The organism is Ruegeria sp. ANG-R (assembly GCF_000813985.1).
In the GTDB taxonomy this organism is placed as follows: domain Bacteria; phylum Pseudomonadota; class Alphaproteobacteria; order Rhodobacterales; family Rhodobacteraceae; genus Ruegeria.
Genome location: NZ_JWLJ01000001.1, coordinates 1,652,153 through 1,669,672 on the forward strand (window position 1 = coordinate 1,652,153; position 17,520 = coordinate 1,669,672).

Annotated in this window: 18 protein-coding genes; 8 read left to right on the forward strand and 10 right to left on the reverse strand. The window is 59.4% G+C overall.

The features are described from left to right. Nucleotides 1-4 precede the first annotated feature (4 nt). Nucleotides 5-442 (forward strand): DMT family transporter, encoded by a 438-nt coding sequence (locus tag RA27_RS08240; RefSeq protein ID WP_039536569.1) that lies wholly within the window; start codon nt 5-7, stop codon nt 440-442. On the opposite strand, the gene RA27_RS08245 is transcribed toward RA27_RS08240, so the two are convergent. Continuing rightward, nucleotides 426-1,112, reverse strand: coding sequence for an ABC transporter ATP-binding protein (locus tag RA27_RS08245; protein ID WP_039536571.1), 687 nt, complete (start codon nt 1,110-1,112; stop codon nt 426-428). The genes RA27_RS08240 and RA27_RS08245 overlap by 17 nt on opposite strands. After that, on the reverse strand, nt 1,105-2,391 hold the full coding sequence (locus RA27_RS08250; RefSeq protein WP_039537214.1) for a lipoprotein-releasing ABC transporter permease subunit: 1,287 nt from the start codon (nt 2,389-2,391) through the stop codon (nt 1,105-1,107). The genes RA27_RS08245 and RA27_RS08250 overlap by 8 nt, the downstream gene beginning before the upstream one ends. Before the next feature lie 392 nt (nt 2,392-2,783). On the opposite strand from RA27_RS08250, the gene RA27_RS08255 reads away from it, so the two are divergent. Continuing rightward, the gene (locus RA27_RS08255; RefSeq protein WP_039536573.1) at nt 2,784-3,140 is read left to right on the forward strand and encodes a hypothetical protein; all 357 of its coding nucleotides are present in this window, start codon (nt 2,784-2,786) and stop codon (nt 3,138-3,140) included. Between the two features lie 30 nt (nt 3,141-3,170). Here RA27_RS08255 and proS read toward each other — a convergent pair whose 3' ends face one another. Beyond that, nucleotides 3,171-4,511 (reverse strand): proline--tRNA ligase, encoded by a 1,341-nt coding sequence (proS, locus tag RA27_RS08260; protein ID WP_039536574.1) that lies wholly within the window; start codon nt 4,509-4,511, stop codon nt 3,171-3,173. Between the two features lie 167 nt (nt 4,512-4,678). Between proS and RA27_RS08265 the strand changes: the two genes are divergently transcribed. The 5 genes from RA27_RS08265 to RA27_RS08285 all read left to right on the forward strand — a co-directional run bounded on the left by RA27_RS08265 (nt 4,679) and on the right by RA27_RS08285 (nt 10,465). Then, nucleotides 4,679-6,043: an FAD-dependent oxidoreductase gene (locus RA27_RS08265; protein ID WP_039537217.1), complete on the forward strand. Its 1,365-nt coding sequence runs from the start codon at nt 4,679-4,681 to the stop codon at nt 6,041-6,043. Continuing rightward, nucleotides 6,043-7,017, forward strand: coding sequence for a 2OG-Fe(II) oxygenase family protein (locus RA27_RS08270; protein ID WP_039536576.1), 975 nt, complete (start codon nt 6,043-6,045; stop codon nt 7,015-7,017). The genes RA27_RS08265 and RA27_RS08270 overlap by 1 nt, the downstream gene beginning before the upstream one ends. 90 nt (nt 7,018-7,107) lie before the next feature. Further along, the gene (locus RA27_RS08275) at nt 7,108-8,181 is read left to right on the forward strand and encodes an AI-2E family transporter (protein WP_039536578.1); all 1,074 of its coding nucleotides are present in this window, start codon (nt 7,108-7,110) and stop codon (nt 8,179-8,181) included. After that, on the forward strand, nt 8,182-8,871 hold the full coding sequence (locus RA27_RS08280; protein WP_039536580.1) for a DnaA/Hda family protein: 690 nt from the start codon (nt 8,182-8,184) through the stop codon (nt 8,869-8,871). Nucleotides 8,872-8,920: 49 nt separating this feature from the next. Continuing rightward, nucleotides 8,921-10,465, forward strand: coding sequence for a Ppx/GppA family phosphatase (locus RA27_RS08285; protein WP_039536581.1), 1,545 nt, complete (start codon nt 8,921-8,923; stop codon nt 10,463-10,465). On the opposite strand, the gene RA27_RS08290 is transcribed toward RA27_RS08285, so the two are convergent. The 7 genes from RA27_RS08290 to RA27_RS08320 form a co-directional block, all read right to left on the reverse strand. Next, nucleotides 10,466-10,843: a hypothetical protein gene (locus tag RA27_RS08290; RefSeq protein WP_052265195.1), complete on the reverse strand. Its 378-nt coding sequence runs from the start codon at nt 10,841-10,843 to the stop codon at nt 10,466-10,468. It lies immediately after the preceding gene. Between the two features lie 37 nt (nt 10,844-10,880). Then, the gene (locus tag RA27_RS08295; protein ID WP_039536583.1) at nt 10,881-11,882 is read right to left on the reverse strand and encodes an endonuclease/exonuclease/phosphatase family protein; all 1,002 of its coding nucleotides are present in this window, start codon (nt 11,880-11,882) and stop codon (nt 10,881-10,883) included. 3 nt (nt 11,883-11,885) lie between these two features. Continuing rightward, a complete protein-coding gene (locus RA27_RS08300) occupies nt 11,886-12,566 on the reverse strand; it encodes a molecular chaperone DjiA (RefSeq protein WP_039536584.1) in 681 nt (226 codons plus the stop codon). A 45-nt stretch (nt 12,567-12,611) separates the two neighbouring features. Beyond that, nucleotides 12,612-13,100: a GNAT family N-acetyltransferase gene (locus RA27_RS08305; protein ID WP_039536586.1), complete on the reverse strand. Its 489-nt coding sequence runs from the start codon at nt 13,098-13,100 to the stop codon at nt 12,612-12,614. Next, nucleotides 13,097-13,699, reverse strand: coding sequence for a VOC family protein (locus RA27_RS08310; protein ID WP_039536587.1), 603 nt, complete (start codon nt 13,697-13,699; stop codon nt 13,097-13,099). Before RA27_RS08310 ends, RA27_RS08305 begins: the two co-directional genes overlap by 4 nt. Before the next feature lie 130 nt (nt 13,700-13,829). After that, nucleotides 13,830-15,956 (reverse strand): methylmalonyl-CoA mutase, encoded by a 2,127-nt coding sequence (scpA, locus tag RA27_RS08315; RefSeq protein ID WP_039536589.1) that lies wholly within the window; start codon nt 15,954-15,956, stop codon nt 13,830-13,832. Next, nucleotides 15,953-16,768, reverse strand: coding sequence for a hypothetical protein (locus RA27_RS08320; protein WP_039536590.1), 816 nt, complete (start codon nt 16,766-16,768; stop codon nt 15,953-15,955). Before RA27_RS08320 ends, scpA begins: the two co-directional genes overlap by 4 nt. 170 nt (nt 16,769-16,938) lie before the next feature. Here RA27_RS08320 and RA27_RS08325 point away from each other — a divergent pair, with 170 nt between their 5' ends. After that, nucleotides 16,939-17,385, forward strand: a complete 447-nt coding sequence (locus RA27_RS08325) for a DUF4174 domain-containing protein (protein ID WP_039536592.1) — start codon at nt 16,939-16,941, stop codon at nt 17,383-17,385. Nucleotides 17,386-17,520 lie beyond the last annotated feature (135 nt).

The following is a 17,520-nucleotide window of genomic DNA, read 5'->3' on the forward strand; positions in this document are numbered from 1 at the left end:
GGCAATGACACAATACGCAGCCATCATGCTGGCCGCCGGGATCGGCGTGCCCATCCTCGCCGCGCTGAACGCCGCTCTTGGTCGGCTGATCGGATCGCCCAACGCGGCGGCGGTCATTCTGTTCGCCATCGCCTTTGTCGCCTCGGCCCTTGCGCTGCTGGTGCTGGGCGGAGGCGACGCGTTCGCTAAACTCGCTGGGGCCCCAAAACATTTGTTATTGGGCGGCGTTCTGATTGCCTTTTACGTGCTCTCTATCACCCATGTGGCGCCGCATTTCGGGGTGGGCAACGCAGTGTTCTTCGTGCTGCTGGGTCAGTTGATCAGCACCGCGGCGATCGACCATTTCGGGCTGTTCGGCGCGCAGGTCACGCCGCTGACGCTGATGCGCGCAGGGGGCATTGCGGTAATGGCGCTTGGCGTGGCGATCACGCAACTGGCCTAAGCACGCCCCCGTCCAGCCGCATCATCCGGTCCATCCGCGCCGCCAGATCAAGGTTATGCGTGGCGATCAGCGCCGACAGCCCCTCGTCCCGCACCAGCGCCATCAGCGCGGCAAAGACCTGATCCGAGGTCTCGGGGTCCAGATTGCCGGTCGGCTCATCCGCCAGCAGGACGCGTGGTTTGTTGGCCAGCGCCCTGCAGAATGCCACGCGCTGCTGCTCCCCGCCGGACAGCGCAGCGGGTCGGTGACCAGCACGCGCGGCGACACCCACACGATCAAGCAATCGCATCGCGCGCTCCTGCGCGGTTTTCTCTGGGGTGCCGTTCGCCAGTTGTGGCAGCACGATATTTTCCAGCGCTGTGAATTCGGGCAGCAGGTGGTGGAATTGGTAGACAAAGCCAACGTCCTGCCGCCGGATCGCCGTGCGGGTGCGATCGCCTTTGCCGGTGGCACCCTGCCCCGCGATCTCGACCGTGCCCGTATCGGGCGTATCCAGCAAGCCCGCGATATGCAGCAGGGTCGACTTGCCGGCGCCTGAAGGTGCAACCAGTGCCACGGCCTCGCCTGCGCGCAGCTCCAGATCAGCCCCGCGCAGCACCTGAACTTCACCGGGGGTGCCCTGTAGGTAGGTCTTGGTCAGACCGCTCAGCCTTAACGTCACATCATTCATAGCGCAGCGCCTCAACCGGATTCAGCCGCGCCGCACGACGGGCCGGGAAATAGGTGACAAGGAATGACAGGCCCAGCGACAGGCCGATGGCCTTGAGGACGTCCGACAGGTGCAGTTCGGCAGGTAAGGCATAGATGCCGCGAATGGACGGGTCCCAGACACCGCCGCCCATGACGTAGTTCACGAACGAGAAGATCGGATCGATATAGATCGCGAACAAACAGCCCAGAATGACGCCCATCGCCGTCCCGATGATCCCGGTAAAGGCCCCGCAGATGAAGAACACCCGCAGTACCGATCCTTCGCTGAGCCCGATGGTGCGCAGGATGCCAATATCGCGCCCTTTGTTCTTCACCAGCATGATCAGGCCCGAAACGATATTCATCGCCGCAATCAGCACGAGGATCGACAGGATGATGAACATCACGTTGTCCTCGACCTCCAGCGCACGCAGAAACCCGCCCGAGGCATCCTGCCATGTCCAGATTTGACTACGTTCTCCGGCTGCCTCGAGGATCGGGATCAGGATTGGTTTCAGCTCTTCGGGTCGCTCGACCATCACCTCGATCTCATCGGCCACGCCTTCGCGGTTGAAAAAACTCTGCGCCTCGGCGAAGGGCATGTAGACGCGGGTGCGGTCGATGTCGTAACGCCCGGCGGAGAAGACATAGACCACCTCATAGGCATTCACGCGGGGTGAGGTGCCAAAGGCGGTTTTCACGCCATTCGGCGAGGTCAGCTTGACCCGATCCCCCACCGTTGCCCCGATCGCTCGCGCCACGCCCGAGCCGATGGCGATGCCATCCGGGAACCGTGACAGATCACCATAGGCCTGTTCGCTCTCGGCGATGCCCGGCAAGTCGGCCAGATCATCAGGGCGAATGCCAAAGACCTGCACCCCGGCGCTGCGGTCCGCATTGGTGATCAGCACCTGCCCTTTGACGAGCGGGGCTGTTCGTTCGACCCCGGGCACCTGGGCAATCCGCCCCGCCATGTCGTCGAAATCGGCGATGGTGCGATCCAGTTGCCCCTGTGCATTGAGTTCTCCGGCTGAATACACGGTGACATGTGCGTTGGCCCCCAGAATGGTGCCGACAAATTCCGACCGGAACCCAGACCGGACAGCAAGTGTCGCGATAAGCGCGAACACGGCCAGCGTGATCCCGACCAGGGAAATCCATGTCATCACACTGACACCGCCCTCGGCCCGGCGGGCACGCAGATAGCGCCAGGCGATTTTCCACTCGAAAGGGGCGAAGGGCGGGGGAGATTTGGCCATTCCTGCCTCAGGTTCTGATTTTTCGCGACCCTCTCGACATTTGGCCGGATGGTCAAGCCGGATATCGCGCAGATGGCCAGCCGGCACCAGCGCGTGGGATTCATCCGCCTTAAGAACAGTCTGAAACGAATCAATTCGCTTCATGACTGGCGCTTCACCGGCAGAACGAGAAACCTCTTTCTTGCGGATACACCAGTGGTTGTGAACCCCTTCACAGACAAGGGCTTATTGTTTCAGATATGAAGTCAATGAGAGATATCAGCGCCTGACTGAGTCACAATCGCAACATTTGGGTGCGAAATATTATTTCACAAATTGATTATTGTGAGAAATTTTGTCACCCTTTTTACGTGGGGGACACATTTTAAGAGTTTGAGAGCGGAGGTTCGCTCATGGGTATTCAAGAACATATGGACGGCACGGGTCCGATTTTAGCCCGTCCACTATCAACAGAACTGGATTGCGAGAGCGCCGCACTGTTGCGCGCAGCAATCAGGCCAATTTTCACAAGTGCAGCGAGCTGGGCCGGATTGTCGGACATTCTGCGGGACAAAGGCTATCGCCTTGCGTTCCGGCAAGGGCGACTGTGCATCACGGATCGCAGCACGGACGAGCGCATCTGCGGCTTGCGGTTTCTGGGTTTCGAACTGGCCGAGCTTGTGCGTCGCTTCGGTCGTCCGATCGTTGTCGCTCGTGGCAGCGAAGCGGACGGCGATATCCTGACCGCGCGTCCGACCTCAGCCACCTGAATTGAAATTCAGTCAGTTGCACCGCCTTGGTCAGGCGATGCCTTCATAGATTTCTGCCATCTTGGTGACTGCCGCCTCGGGGCTCAGTTCTTCGCTCTCACCTGTGCGGCGACAGGTCAGTTCGACAACACCGTTCTTCAGACCGCGCGGCCCCACAGTGATCCGCCAGGGCAGACCGATCAGGTCCATAGTGGCGAACTTACCCCCTGCCCGCTCGTTCCGATCGTCATAAAGTGGCTCAAGGCCCAACGCGGTCAAAGCCTTGTAGATTTTGTCACACGCCGCATCCGCCTCTTCATCCCCCTGTTTCAGGTTGACGATTCCACAATGGAACGGAGTCACACCTTCCGGCCAGATGATGCCTTTGTCGTCATGGCTGGCCTCGATGATCGCGCCGATCAGGCGACTGACACCAATTCCGTGACTCCCCATGTGGACGGGCACCGGCTTGCCATCGGGACCTTGCACAGTCGCTCCGAGAGCTTCGGAATACTGTGTTCCGAAATAAAAGATTTGCCCTACTTCGATACCGCGCGCCACGCGGCGGCGATCTTCGGGGATCTGGTTGAACAGGGCTTCGTCATGGGTTTCGTCCGTGCGGGCGTATTTGGAAGTGAACTCTTCGAGGATCGCCTGACACTGTTCGCGGTTGTCATAATCGATCTCGCGATCGCCGAAGGTCAGATCAGTGACGGCGCTGTCATAGAAAACCTCGGACTCGCCGGTGTCGGCCAGCACCAGGAACTCGTGCGTGTAATCGCCCCCGATAGGGCCGGAATCCGCGCGCATCGGGATGGCCTGCAGGCCCATCCGCTCGTAGGTGCGCAGATAGCTGACCAGATGGCGGTTATAGGCGTGCAGCGCATCCTCTTTGGTCAGGTCGAAGTTGTAACCGTCCTTCATATAGAACTCGCGCCCCCGCATCACGCCGAAACGCGGGCGAATCTCGTCGCGGAACTTCCACTGGATTTGATAGAGGGTCAGCGGCAGGTCCTTGTAGCTGCTCACATGGCCCCGGAAAATGTCCGTCACCAATTCCTCGGCGGTGGGTGTATACAGCATGTCGCGGCCATGGCGGTCCTGCATCCGCAGCATTTCCTGCCCGTAATCGTCATAGCGCCCGGATTCACGCCACAGGTCCGCCGATTGCAGAATCGGCATCTGGATCGCGATGTGCCCTGCCCGCGCCTGTTCCTCGTGCACGATGTTTTCCAGTTTGCGCAGAACCTTGAAGCCCATCGGCAACCAGGAATATATCCCGGCGGCGGCCTGTTTGATCATCCCGGCCCGTAACATCAGCCGGTGGCTGACGATCTGAGCCTCGGAGGGGTTTTCCTTGAGAACGGGCAGAAAGTAACGGCTGAGGCGCATGACGTAACCTTTAAGGGTGATATTTCAACAAAAAGGTGATTATGCCAAAGCCCCGCCGGGGGCAATCATGCATTGGCGTTTTTACGACCTCTGCGGCGTCGGTTTTTCGGTTGACCGTAACGCCGGGGTTATCAATGTTGGCGCAAACGTCCAACTGCGAGGCCGCGATGCAGACAATCACAGAACCCGCCCGCCAGATTCCCGTTGTTCACCAGACCGACGTATTGGTCGTAGGCTCCGGCCCCGCAGGGCTATCAGCCGCGCTGGCTGCTGCGCGCGCAGGGGCCGAGGTATCACTGATGGACAGGTTCGGCTGCATGGGTGGCAATATCACCGCCGTCGGTGTCGAGGGCTTTGCCTGGTACCGCCACGAACAGACCGTCGAGGCCGGAGGCATCGGCCTGGAATTCGAAACCCGCGCCAAAGAGATGGGCGCCGCCGTACCCGAGAGCCAATCGCTCAGCTACGAACTGGATAGCGAGGGCTTCAAACTGGTGGCCGACAAACTGGTCGAAGAAGCTGGCGTTCACCCGATGCTGCACCGACAGTTCGTTGCCCCGATTATGGAAGGCGACCGTATCACCGGCGTGATTACCGAATCCAAAGCGGGACGCGAGGCCATACTGGCAAAAGTCGTTATTGACGCAACTGGCGACGCGGACGTGGCCCATCGCGCCGGTGCTCCAACCCACAAAACGCCGCGCGAGGATATGATGGCGGCGTCGGTCATGTTTCATCTGGCCGGTGTCGACAAGCGCGCCTTCATGGAAGGTGTCAAAGCCGACCCGCAGACCTACAAGGACTGGGGCGGCGGTGGCGAATGGAATATCGAAACCTCAGGCAAAGAGGACGACATGTTCTCGCCCTTCGTCAAGAAACCCTTTCAACAGGCGATTGATGAGGGGCTGATACCGGCACACCTGAACACCATCGCGGGCACATGGGGGGCGATGCACGATACCGGAGAGCTGACCTATATGAACTTGATTCATATGGATGAAATTGATGGGACCGACCCGGACAGCCTGACATTCGGCGAGATTGAGGGTCGCCGTCAGGCGATGCTGGCCATTGATGCCCTGCGCCGCTTCATGCCCGGTTGCGAAAACGCCCGGCTTCGGAATTTCGGGATGACCATAGGCATTCGCGATACGCGCAAGATCGATGCCGTCTATAACATGACTGAGAGTGACGCCCGCCATCAGGGTCGTTTCGAGGACTCCATCGGCATCTACCCCGAGTTCATCGACGGGTACGGTATTCTGATCCTGCCGACCACGGGCCGGTACATGCAGATCCCCTATCGCTCGATGCTGCCAAAAGGCGTAAAGGGTCTGTTGGTCGCGGGCCGCTCGCATGGGGCGGATCGGATCGCTCACGCTGCGACGCGCAACATGTCCTGCTGTGCGGTGATGGGCCAGGGTGCAGGGATTGCAGCGGCGTTGTCACTCAAAAGCAATCAGGAACTCGACAACATGAACCTTGCCCCGGTTCGCAAGGAACTGGAGCGCCAGGGGGTCAGGATCACCTGATGGAGCACATCCCCACCATCGACATAACGCCGCTGGCCGATCCGACGGACCCTCGGTTCGGCGCCACGGTTGCGCAGATCATGGGGGCCTGCACAAGCATCGGGTTCCTGTCGATTACAGGGACAGCGATCACATCTGAAAGCGTCGATGACGTACGCACCTGCGTTCGGGCCATTTTTGATGTCACGGAACAACGCAAATGGGATCAGGCGATCACCCGTGACAACTATCGCGGATATATCCCGATGGGGTTCTTCACACCCAACGACGGTTCGGGACCAGCGGATAAATACGAAGGCTACAAACTGCACCAGGAGGTGGCGCAGGATGCGCCGATCCGACAGGAGTGCGCGCTTTACGGTCCAAACCTGTGGCCCGGAGAAGTTCCGCAGGCACGGGACATTCTGCTGGGTTACTGGACACAGTTGGACCGCGTGGCAGACCTGCTGCTTGGCGCGCTTGAGGTTGGCTTGGGCCTGAAATCAAGCGCGCTGCGCGACGCTTTCCGTATGCCGATGACCAATATGACATTGTTGCACTATCCGCCGCAGGCCCCGGATGAGAGTGGTTACGGCATCCACCCGCACAAGGATACCGACGCTCTGACCATCATCGCCCCTGACCCGGTCGGTGGGCTTGAAGTGCAGACCCGCACCGGTCGCTGGGTCACACCCGATTGCCCGCCCGGTGCTTTCGTCGTGAATATCGGTGACATGCTCGAGCTATGGTCCGGGGGACGGCTGAAATCGACACCACACCGCGTGGTCAATCGCTCGGGACTAGAGCGCTATACCTTCCCCTATTTCGCGGTTCCCCGTCATGACGTGGTCGTTGCGCCGCTGTTGCCGGCCCTACCCGGTTTTGATCGCCCCGCAGTTCACTGCGGTCACTGGTCGGCCGAGATTTGGCGCACCAATTGGCCAGACGAAACAGCGACAAAGGATACCCCTGAACTGGGCACACTGGCTGACTGATACGCAAAAAGACCCGCCCCATGAACCGCTTGCATCACGCCGCGTGATGGGCCAAGAACACAGCAACGCTGCGCAAAAAGGGAACGCGCCATGGCTTTGCCGGTGAAGGATCAGCTTAGATACTGGGGTATTGCCGCCACGATTTTTGTGGTGCTTATGTATCTGCTGGGCGACGTGCTGCTGCCCTTTGTCATCGGCGGGGCGATTGCTTATTTCCTTGATCCCGTTGCGGATCGTCTGGAAAGACTGGGCCTGTCGCGCATGGCCGCCACCGGGATCATCACGGTTGTCGGAGTGTTGGGCTTTGTGCTGATGATCCTGATGGTCGTACCCGCGCTGATCACGCAGCTTCTGGACTTGATTGACGTATTACCAAGTCTTTTTAAAGAGCTGCGCGCCTTCGTCGAAAAGCAGTTCCCCGCGCTGCTGGATCGGGAATCAAGCACGCACCAGATGCTGGTGTCGTTCGGCGAGACGCTGAAATCCAAAACCGGGGATGTATTGCAGACGGTCCTGACCTCGCTGGGGTCGGCAATCAACGTGGTCGTCCTGCTGGTGATCGTCCCCGTGGTTGCCGTCTATCTGCTGATGGATTGGGATCGCATGATCACCCGGATCGGAGAACTGCTGCCCCGCGATCACGCCCCGACAATCAAGCGTCTGGCGCGCGAAATAGACGCCGTTCTGGCCTCGTTCGTTCGCGGAATGGGGACGGTCTGCCTGATCCTTGGCACCTACTATGCGGTTGCGCTGATGCTGGTTGGCCTGCAATTCGGCCTGATCGTGGGCTTCATCGCCGGGCTGGTGACCTTCATTCCTTATCTGGGCGCCCTGATCGGAGGCACTCTGGCCATAGGTCTGGCCCTGTTTCAATTCTGGGGGGATTGGGCACATGTCGGTCTGGTCGCCGGAGTGTTCGCCATCGGACAGGTGACCGAGGGGAACTTTCTGACCCCTAAACTCGTCGGAAGCTCCGTCGGCTTGCACCCGGTCTGGCTGCTGCTGGCATTGTCGGTATTCGGCGCGCTGTTTGGCTTTGTGGGGATGCTGGTCGCGGTTCCGGTTGCGGCTGCACTGGGCGTTCTGGCAAGATTTGCGACCGAGCAGTATCTGAACAGTCGTCTTTACACCGGGCTTGAAGGGCTCAATCAGGAAGACGAATAAATGGCCACGCAGCTTAGCTTTGACCTGCCGTCCAAGACCGCCTTGGGCCGCGAGGACTTCTTTGTCTCGCCCGCAAATGCGCTGGCCGTAGCAATGATCTCGGCCACGTCCTGGCCCGGGAACAAGCTGGTGCTGAGCGGTCCGGCTGCATCCGGGAAAACTCATCTGGCCCATGTGTGGGCGGCGGAAACAGGCGGGCGCATCGTGCAAGCCGCTGCGTTGCGTTATGAAGAGGTGCCGGAGCTCTCGCATACCCCGGTTGCGGTAGAAGATGTCCCGTTGATCGCCGCTGACGTTGAACAGCAGAAAACACTGTTTCACCTGCATAATCTTGTATTGGCCGAAGGCCAGGCCCTTTTGATGACAGGACGTACCGCGCCAAGGCTATGGCACCTGCCGCTGGCCGATCTGCAAAGCCGGGTGGAGGGGGCGCATCATGTAGCGCTGGATGCGCCGGATGATGCCCTTTTGGGGGCGGTCTTGGCCAAACTGTTCACCGACCGCCAACTTAACCCCGGCCCCGACGTCATCGCGTATCTGGTCAAACACATGGACCGCAGCTTTGAAACCGCTGCAAAGGTCGTCGCTGAACTGGACCGCATCGCTCTCGACGAAAAGCGTGACATCACCCGTTCGCTGGCGGTGCGTCTATTGAACACAGATACCGAACAATCCGCGACCCGCGATTGACCGGGTGAAAGCGATCCCGCATCCTGCCGCCAAACCATCTGGGGACACCATGACACAGACAGTCGAGACTGATTTCCCCGACCACGGGCTTTTCGAAAAGCCCTTGTTCGAAGATCCGGGCGCCCGCGCATTGTCTCGGGTTGGTGTTGTCGATATCGGATCAAACTCGGTCCGGATGGTTATCTTTGATGGCGCGGCGCGTTCACCTGCCTATTTCTACAATGAAAAGGTCATGTGCGAGTTGGGCGCCGGTCTTTCCGAAACCGGCCGCCTGAACCCGCTGGGACGCGTACGCGCACTGGCGGCATTGCATCGTTTCAAGTATCTGGCCAACGATCTCGGATTACCCACCCTGCACGCCGTTGCCACCGCTGCGGTGCGCGAGGCCAAAGACGGGCCCGATTTCTGCGCACAAGTGAAGGCGGAAACCGGTCTGATCATCAATGTCGTCGATGGCGAGGAAGAAGCCCGCCTTTCGGCCCAGGGCGTGCTGTTGGGATGGCCGGGTGCCTATGGGCTGATCTGTGACATCGGCGGTTCTTCGGTAGAACTGGCCGAGATCGGAGGCGGCAAGGTCGGACGTCGCATGACCTCGGCACTGGGGCCACTCAAGCTGCGTGACATCAAAGGCGGGCGTCGGGCGCGTAAGGTGCATATCAAAAAAACGCTGGAAGAAATGCGCGACAGGATGGGTCCGCAGCGCGACCGGCTGTTTCTTGTCGGCGGCAGTTGGCGGGCCTTCGCCCGGCTGGACATGCTGCGCCGGGGTTATCCGCTGAACGTGCTGCATGAATACCGCATGACACAAAGCCAGGTACGCGAGACTATCAAATTCATCGAACAGAATGACCCGGACGAGCTGCGCACATTGGCCGGTGTGTCGGGATCACGCATGGCATTGATCCCCTATGCGATGGATGTGCTGTCGCGGCTGATCCGTACCTTCAAGCCCAAGGATATCGCAATTTCAAGCTATGGCATCCGTGAGGGGCTGCTTTACGAGCAAATGCCGCAGCGCCTGCGCGACCGCGACCCCTTGATCGAAGCCAGCCGCTTTGCCGAAGCCAAGGATGCACGTTTGCCCGGTTTCGGAAAGCACCTGTTCGATTTTGTCATGCCGTTGTTCCGTTCCGCTCCTGAACAAAAGGTGCGTCTGATCAAGGCCGCCTGCCTGCTTCATGACGTAAGCTGGCGTGCGCATCCCGATTACCGGGCCGAGGCCTGTTTCGAATATGTCACCCGCGCCAACATGAGTGGGATCAAGCATTCCGAGCGGGTCTTTATCGGCCTTGCCCTACAACACCGTTATCGCAACAAACGCGAGGGCAGCCGCTTTACCAAGCTCTACGAATTGCTGGACGAACGCGGCCAGGAACAGGCAGAAATCCTGGGCAAAGCGCTTCGATTCGGCGCGATGCTTTGGATGCAGCACGACGCTGCCATGGGTAAACTGCGCTATTATCCGAAAAAGCAAAGGCTAGAACTGCGCCTGCCCAAATCAGCCGGTCCTTTGTTCAACGAAGTCGCCGACGCGCGGTTCAACTCACTGGCTGCCGCACTGAAATCCGAACCCAGAGTGATCCTGCGGGGATGATCAGATATCGGTCACACCGTCAGAAGGTGCGTCATCTCGCGGTGCCGATTCATCAGGTTGTTCCCGAGATGTCTTTTTGCGGATGATGATGTCTCCGTTGGGCAGCATCTCGGGCACCTCGTAAGCGCTCCAATCCTGTACCTGAGCAGCCAACTCGGCCAGCGCAGGCCCCATTTCCTGCATGAACGACTGTAACGCTGGACCGAACTGATCAGCGAGCCCGCGCAAATCTTCGATGGCGGGCTCCATCTCCTGCCGCAGTCCTTCCAGAAACAGTTCAGCGCCCCGCTCCATCAGGGACTTGCCGCCGTCTTCCTCGGCATGGGCAGGAAAGGCTGTTGCGGCGCAGGCCGCACAGATTATCAGGACGCGTTGCATACTGGAAATATAGGAGATGACGCCTGCGGTTGAAAGGTTACAGATCAATATCCAGCGTCACCGGAAAATGGTCGGATGCAGTCAGCAACGCAGCGCGCAATTCCGCATTGCCCCAGCACGCGGCATCCCGGAAGGGGTGCCAGATACGCCAGGCAGGGCGCCGTTCGCGCAGGTCGCCGCTGATCATGATATAGTCCAACAGCGCTTCGAGGTATCGCCCTTCATCCCGACGCTCGAAACGCGCGGTTGCGGGAACAGAGCCGGGACGCGGCCGATGGGCCTGTGCCGCGTGGGGATCGTAAAGCCCGGCCTGCAACAGAATCTCGACCGAGGAGCGTCCGAACAGATGCTCGAATTCGTCAAGGCCCGGGCCGTCATTCAAATCACCAAGCAGGATCACCGGCTCATGTGCAGCGACATGGGTCTCAATCCGTCGCGCCAGCCAGACCGCCTGTGCCAGCTGTTTGCGGCGGTTGGCGATCGAAAGGCGGATCATTTCGTCTCGTGATCCTGCACCATGGGGTGCTTTGGATTTTAGATGTGCACCGATCAGACGCACTGTCGCACCGCGCTTGGTCTCGACTGCCAGTTCCATGGGCGGTTTTGAGAACTGCACCTGATCTTCGGTCGCATCCACATCCAGATCGATACGGAACACGCTGTCAAACCGCGGCGCGGCTTTGTCCTCGGGGTGTGCTATCGGATCATGGCGCGCTGCGAGGGTGTCCGGGTCAAACAGCAATGCCAGTTCCTGATGGGTATCATTGGCAAACCCCATCACAGCATGAGAGGTGCGCAGATCGAAGGTTTCAGCAAATCTCTGAAGTGCACGAACCGTGTTCTGCGTCTTTCCCGTGTTAGGAGCCTCGACGATCAGTATCGCATCGGCATCTATTGCCGTCAGAACCTTCGCCACGGCCTCGATTTGCTGGGCCTTCGTAACGTCCCGACGCCCTGACCAGCTGTCATCGACTATCAGATTGTCATCGCGGTCGAACAGATTGGCGAACCATTCGATATTATAGGTCGCCAGACGCATGGCTCAGACACGGGCGCCGTTGATCTCATCCCAGGCGCGATTGATATCGATCATCTTTTTCTCAGCTAGGCGCACTGCTTCCTCGGGCACGCCCCGCGCCATCATCGCGTCGGGATGGGTGTCACGCACCAATTGCCGCCAAACCTTGCGTATCTCGGTCAATGGCATATCGCGGGCGACCCCCAATACCGTGTAAGGGTCCTTCGGCGCATCCGGTACAAATCGCGCACGGAGGGCCATGAACTGCGCATCGGTCTGGCCGAAGATGCGACTGACCTCTTCCAGAAATTCGTTCTCGTTCGGGTGATAGAACCCATCGGCCATGGCGATATGGAACAACCCCTCCATCAGGTCGCACAGGGTGGTGCTGTCTTCGGCGAACATCCGGGCGATCCGGCGGGCATAGTCCTGATACCCCGCGACATCGGTACGGGCCATATCAAAGACCCGCGCGGCGCCATCCTCATCCTCGGGGGCGATCTGGAAAACCTCGCGGAATGCCGTCACCTCATCCCGCGTGACCTGGCCATCGGCCTTGGCCATCTTCGCGCCAAGCGCGACCACGGCGATCGCGAAAGCCACCGAGCGTTCGGGCGGCGTTCGCAGCTTCTCGAAAACTGCGGTCAGGCTTTCGCCCTGGGCAAGCGCGCTCAGCGCATCGGCTATTCGGGTCCAGATCGACATGGGCGCACCCTAACCTGCCCCGACGCGCCTGTCAGGTGCGACAGATCACTGCGGGCCAATAATTTTCTGCATCAGAACAAGGTCCAGCCATTGATCCCGTTTGCGACCGACCTCGGGCATTCTGCCTACCTGATGAAAACCAATGGCGGAATGAAAATCGATGGCTCCGGGGTTGGCCGAAGAGATACCTGCAACCAGAACATGCACCCCATCCTTGTGGGCAATTCGTTCCAATACGGACATCAGGGCCCGTCCTATCCCCTGTCCCCACGCGATACGCGACAGCTGGATCGTATGCTCGGCGGTTCGAACATATCCCGGCCCCGCCCGAAACGGACCATAAGTCGCGAAACCAACAACCTGCCCGTCCAGCTCAGCCACGAGATAATGCGAACCACGCATTTCGATATCTGCGACAATCGAACCCAAGCTGCGCTCGGTTGTCGTGAAAGTCACAAGCGTGTCGCGAATAATCGCATTTGTGATCGCTGCTATACCGGACGCATCTTCGGCTCTGGCTTGCCGAATGATCATTCCAACACACGTAACCCGTGCGCTGTGTCGAATTCGGCACGCAGCGCGACAGGGCCGGTATCAAACACAACGCGGTCCAGCGCACCCAGGCTTTTCGCCAGATCCAACGCATCTGGGTGACAAACGATCAACCGCCGCAACTGGCATCCGCTGTTCTGCAACATTTGCGCAGGATGCAGGTCACCCTGCCACTGAATAAGTGCCGGAAACAGGTTGTCGAAAGGTAAGCGCCCATTAGGGGGGACCGCCATGCGCCACCTCAGCGCCCCTCTGCCCAAGTCTACAGGCTGCCCGACACCGTCCGGGAACACTGAAAGCGAAGCCTCGATATCCGAGACACGGCATATCCAATTGCTGAGGCGGGGCGAGCCCTCAAAGCGGTCCAGATCGAACCACCGGGCTCTTTGAGGAACCTCAGCCTGCGGATCGACAGAGATCGCTTCAAGATACAGCCCGTCACGCAGGCCAAGCAGCCGGTTGTGGGTGCCAAACCTTTCGTGTTTCCCGCCATCCTGCAACTGCACGCCCAGCGCCTGTTCAATATGCGCCGATGCCTCCTCAAGCGTTTCACCAGCAACCGCCAGATGATCCAGCAGCATGGGACATCCTCCTTCGAACCGCGCTCAGACCGGTTTGCGCGTGTGCAATGGTCTGAGCGTAGTTTTCATCCAAAGGTCTCGGATCACAAGATTTTTCGTCGAAAAATCTCGGGCGGCGGCCTTCGGTGGGTCAGCCGCGCGCATCTCCGATCAGTCGAAGGATATCCTGCGCCGCTTCGGGGATGTTCGTTCCCGGACCAAAGATCGCCTTGACCCCGTGATCATAGAGGAACTGGTAATCCTGCTGCGGGATAACACCGCCGCAAATCACGATGATATCCTCGGCCCCCGCTTTTTTCAGCTCTTCGACCAATTGCGGTGCAAGTGTTTTGTGGCCTGCCGCCTGAGACGAGATGCCAATCACATGCACGTCGTTATCCACCGCATCCTGCGCCGCCTCGGCCGGTGTCTGAAACAGAGGACCGACATCCACGTCAAATCCGATATCAGCAAAAGCCGTCGCGATGACCTTGGCGCCCCGGTCATGCCCGTCCTGACCCATCTTAACGACGAGGAGACGCGGGCGGCGCCCCTCGGCCTCGGCGAAATCTTCGATGGATTTCTGGATCGCGGCAAAGCCCTCGTCGCCTTCATAGGCTGCGCCATAGACGCCAGCCAGGGTTTTAACCTCGGCGCGGTGACGGCCGAATTCTTTCTCCATTGCCATGCTGATCTCTCCTACGGATGCGCGGGCGCGGGCGGCCTCGACGGCGGCGGCCAGCAGGTTTCCACCCTCGCGGGCGGTGGTGGTCAGCGCGTCGAGCGCCTGTTGACATGCCACCTCGTCACGGGTGGCGCGGATACGTTCCAACCTTGCCACCTGCGCCTCGCGCACGGCGACATTGTCGACGTCCAGAATATCGATCGGGTCTTCCTGTTCCTTGCGGTACTTGTTGACGCCGACGATCACCTCATCGCCCCGGTCGATCATGGCCTGACGGCGGGCCGCGCTTTCCTCGATACGCAGCTTGGGCATTCCGCTGGCGACGGCCTTGGTCATGCCGCCCATCTCCTCGACCTCTTCCATCAGAGCCCAGGCCTTCTCGATCAGCTCATTCGTCAGGCTTTCGATGTAATAGGACCCGGCCAGCGGATCGACCACATCGGTTACGCCGGTCTCTTCCTGCAGCACCAGTTGCGTGTTCCGCGCAATGCGGGCCGAGAAATCGGTGGGCAACGCAATCGCCTCGTCCAGAGCGTTGGTGTGCAGCGATTGGGTGCCGCCCAGAACCGCGCTCATCGCCTCATAGGCGGTGCGGATCACGTTGTTATACGGGTCTTGCTCCTGCAACGACACGCCCGAAGTCTGACAGTGGGTGCGCAGCATTTTCGAGCGTTCGGATTTTGCCCCGAACTCGGTCATCACCCGGTGCCACAGCGTGCGAGCGGCGCGCAGTTTAGCGATCTCCATGAAGAAGTTCATACCGATGGCAAAGAAGAAGGAAAGACGGCCCGCGAACTTGTCCACATCCATGCCCGATTGCGTCGCGGCACGCACGTATTCGCGACCATCCGCAAGTGTATATGCCAGTTCCTGCACCAGATTGGCGCCGGCCTCTTGCATATGGTAGCCCGAGATCGAGATCGAATTGAACTTGGGCATCTCGTTCGACGTATAGTCGATGATGTTCGAAATGATCCGCATCGAGGGTTCAGGCGGATAGATATAGGTGTTGCGCACCATGAACTCTTTCAGAATGTCATTCTGAATGGTGCCGGACAACACGGATTTATCGTGCCCTTGTTCTTCGCCAGCGACAATGAAACTTGCCAGGATTGGGATCACCGCGCCGTTCATCGTCATCGAGACCGAGACCTTGTCCAGCGGAATGCCATCGAACAGGATCTTCATATCCTCGACACTGTCGATGGCCACTCCGGCCTTGCCAACATCGCCAACGACGCGCGGGTGGTCGCTGTCATAGCCTCGGTGTGTCGCCAGATCGAAGGCGACCGATACACCCTGCTGACCCGCCGCCAGATTGCGGCGATAAAACGCGTTCGATTCCTCGGCCGTCGAAAACCCTGCATATTGGCGGATCGTCCATGGACGCCCTGCGTACATCGTCGCCTTCACGCCGCGCGTAAACGGACCGAAGCCGGGCAGCGACCCCATATGCGGCAGATCAGCTGTATCTTCCTGCGTATAGAGCGGTTTGACGTCTATGCCTTCGAGCGTCTCTTTGGTCAAATCGTCCAGGGGACGTCCGCGTAGCTCTTTTTCAGCCAGCACCTGCCAGTCGTTGGTGTCGGTCATGTCGATTTCCTCTGTTCAATTCTGGGTTCCGCGGGGGTCGCCCCGCGCGCATTGGTTTCTGTCCGGCAGATCAGTTCGGCCAATCCATCGGCACCGGAGGCCAGCCATTCCAAATCATCGGCATAGTCGGCCCAAAGCTTCATCGCCTGCTCAGCATTCAGACCATGAGGCGCAGGCTTGGGCGCAGCGTTCAGCGCAAGGCCATCGCTGGTTTCGGGTGCGGCGCGTTCCGTCAACGCTTCAAGCTGCGCTCGCTGATGACCTGCAAAATCCTCAAAGGGCAGGATAAGCAAAGGAACGCCCGGGAACGCGCGGCTCATGTCGGTGATGACATCGCGCCAGCTTCGCGTGCTCTGCGCGATACGTCTCCACTTTGCCGGCTCAACGGGATCACTTCCTCGTTTGAATTTATAGGCCGCCACGGAAGACCAATACATATCCAACGCCCTGATATTCAGGGCAAGTTTGCCGACCCGGCCATCAAAAGCCTGCGCCAGAAGCTGCCCGCGTTCCCACATGCCGGGATAAAGCGAGGCAAACGCGATGTTGCGCTCCATCGAGCCCACGAAATTCTCCTGGCTGACCAGAAGCTGCCTTGCGCCGCCGCGCTGACAAGCATCCAGTTCGCGGCGCAGTGCGTCACAGACATCCGGCGTTAATTTATTCAGGCTATTCAATCCGTTGGACTGGGTTCGCTCAGGACCCCAATACACCAGCCCTTGCTCGGAAAGCGCCTTTTCATTCCTGCTGAGGTAGTTTTGAAAGCTGGTGCTTGCGCAACGATGAGCACCGCAATGAAGGATCACTTCCATCTGCCTACACTCCCGACGAACGGACCGAAAGATCGGCTTGTGATCCATGCCGCCAGACGGCTGGGTATAAGACAGCGCCACGCGCGAGGTACAATTTTTTGATGGCCCCGGACATTTCGCCGGTCGCATTCGCGCGATCAGAGGCTATATTCAACAGAACAGGAGGCCATATGACACGCACGCTTGCCCTTGTTTTTTCGGCACTATTCCCGTTGGCCGCCATGGCAGCCGACGCCACCGCACCTGCGGATGACAGCTTTGTGCGTCCCGTAGATGACAGCGATCTGAGCGATTTTCTCTGGACACACCGCCCTATCGTAGTCTTCGCCGATACCCCGGCGGACCCGAGGTTCCAGCAACAGATCGACATGCTGCTGGAGGGTGAAGTTGCGATGAGGGATCGCGACGTGATCGTTCTGACCGATACCGATCCGGCGGCGCGATCACCGATCCGGGCAAAACTGCGCCCGCGCGGGTTCCAGATGATATTTGTCGATAAGGATGGCGTCGTCAAACTGCGCAAGCCCAGCCCGTGGAGCGTGCGTGAAATTGGCCGCTCAATCGATAAGACCCCGCTGCGCGAACGCGAGATTCGTGAACGGCGCCAAAGCAATTGACGGAAAACAGCCCCAGCACGCTCTGGCTTGAATTCTTTAACCCCAAAGCCTATATTTGTTGCCGAAGGACACGCAATTCGTGCAAGGAGATAAAGACATGTGCATCCATATTGCTCCGCATCCCCGCGCGCCGGT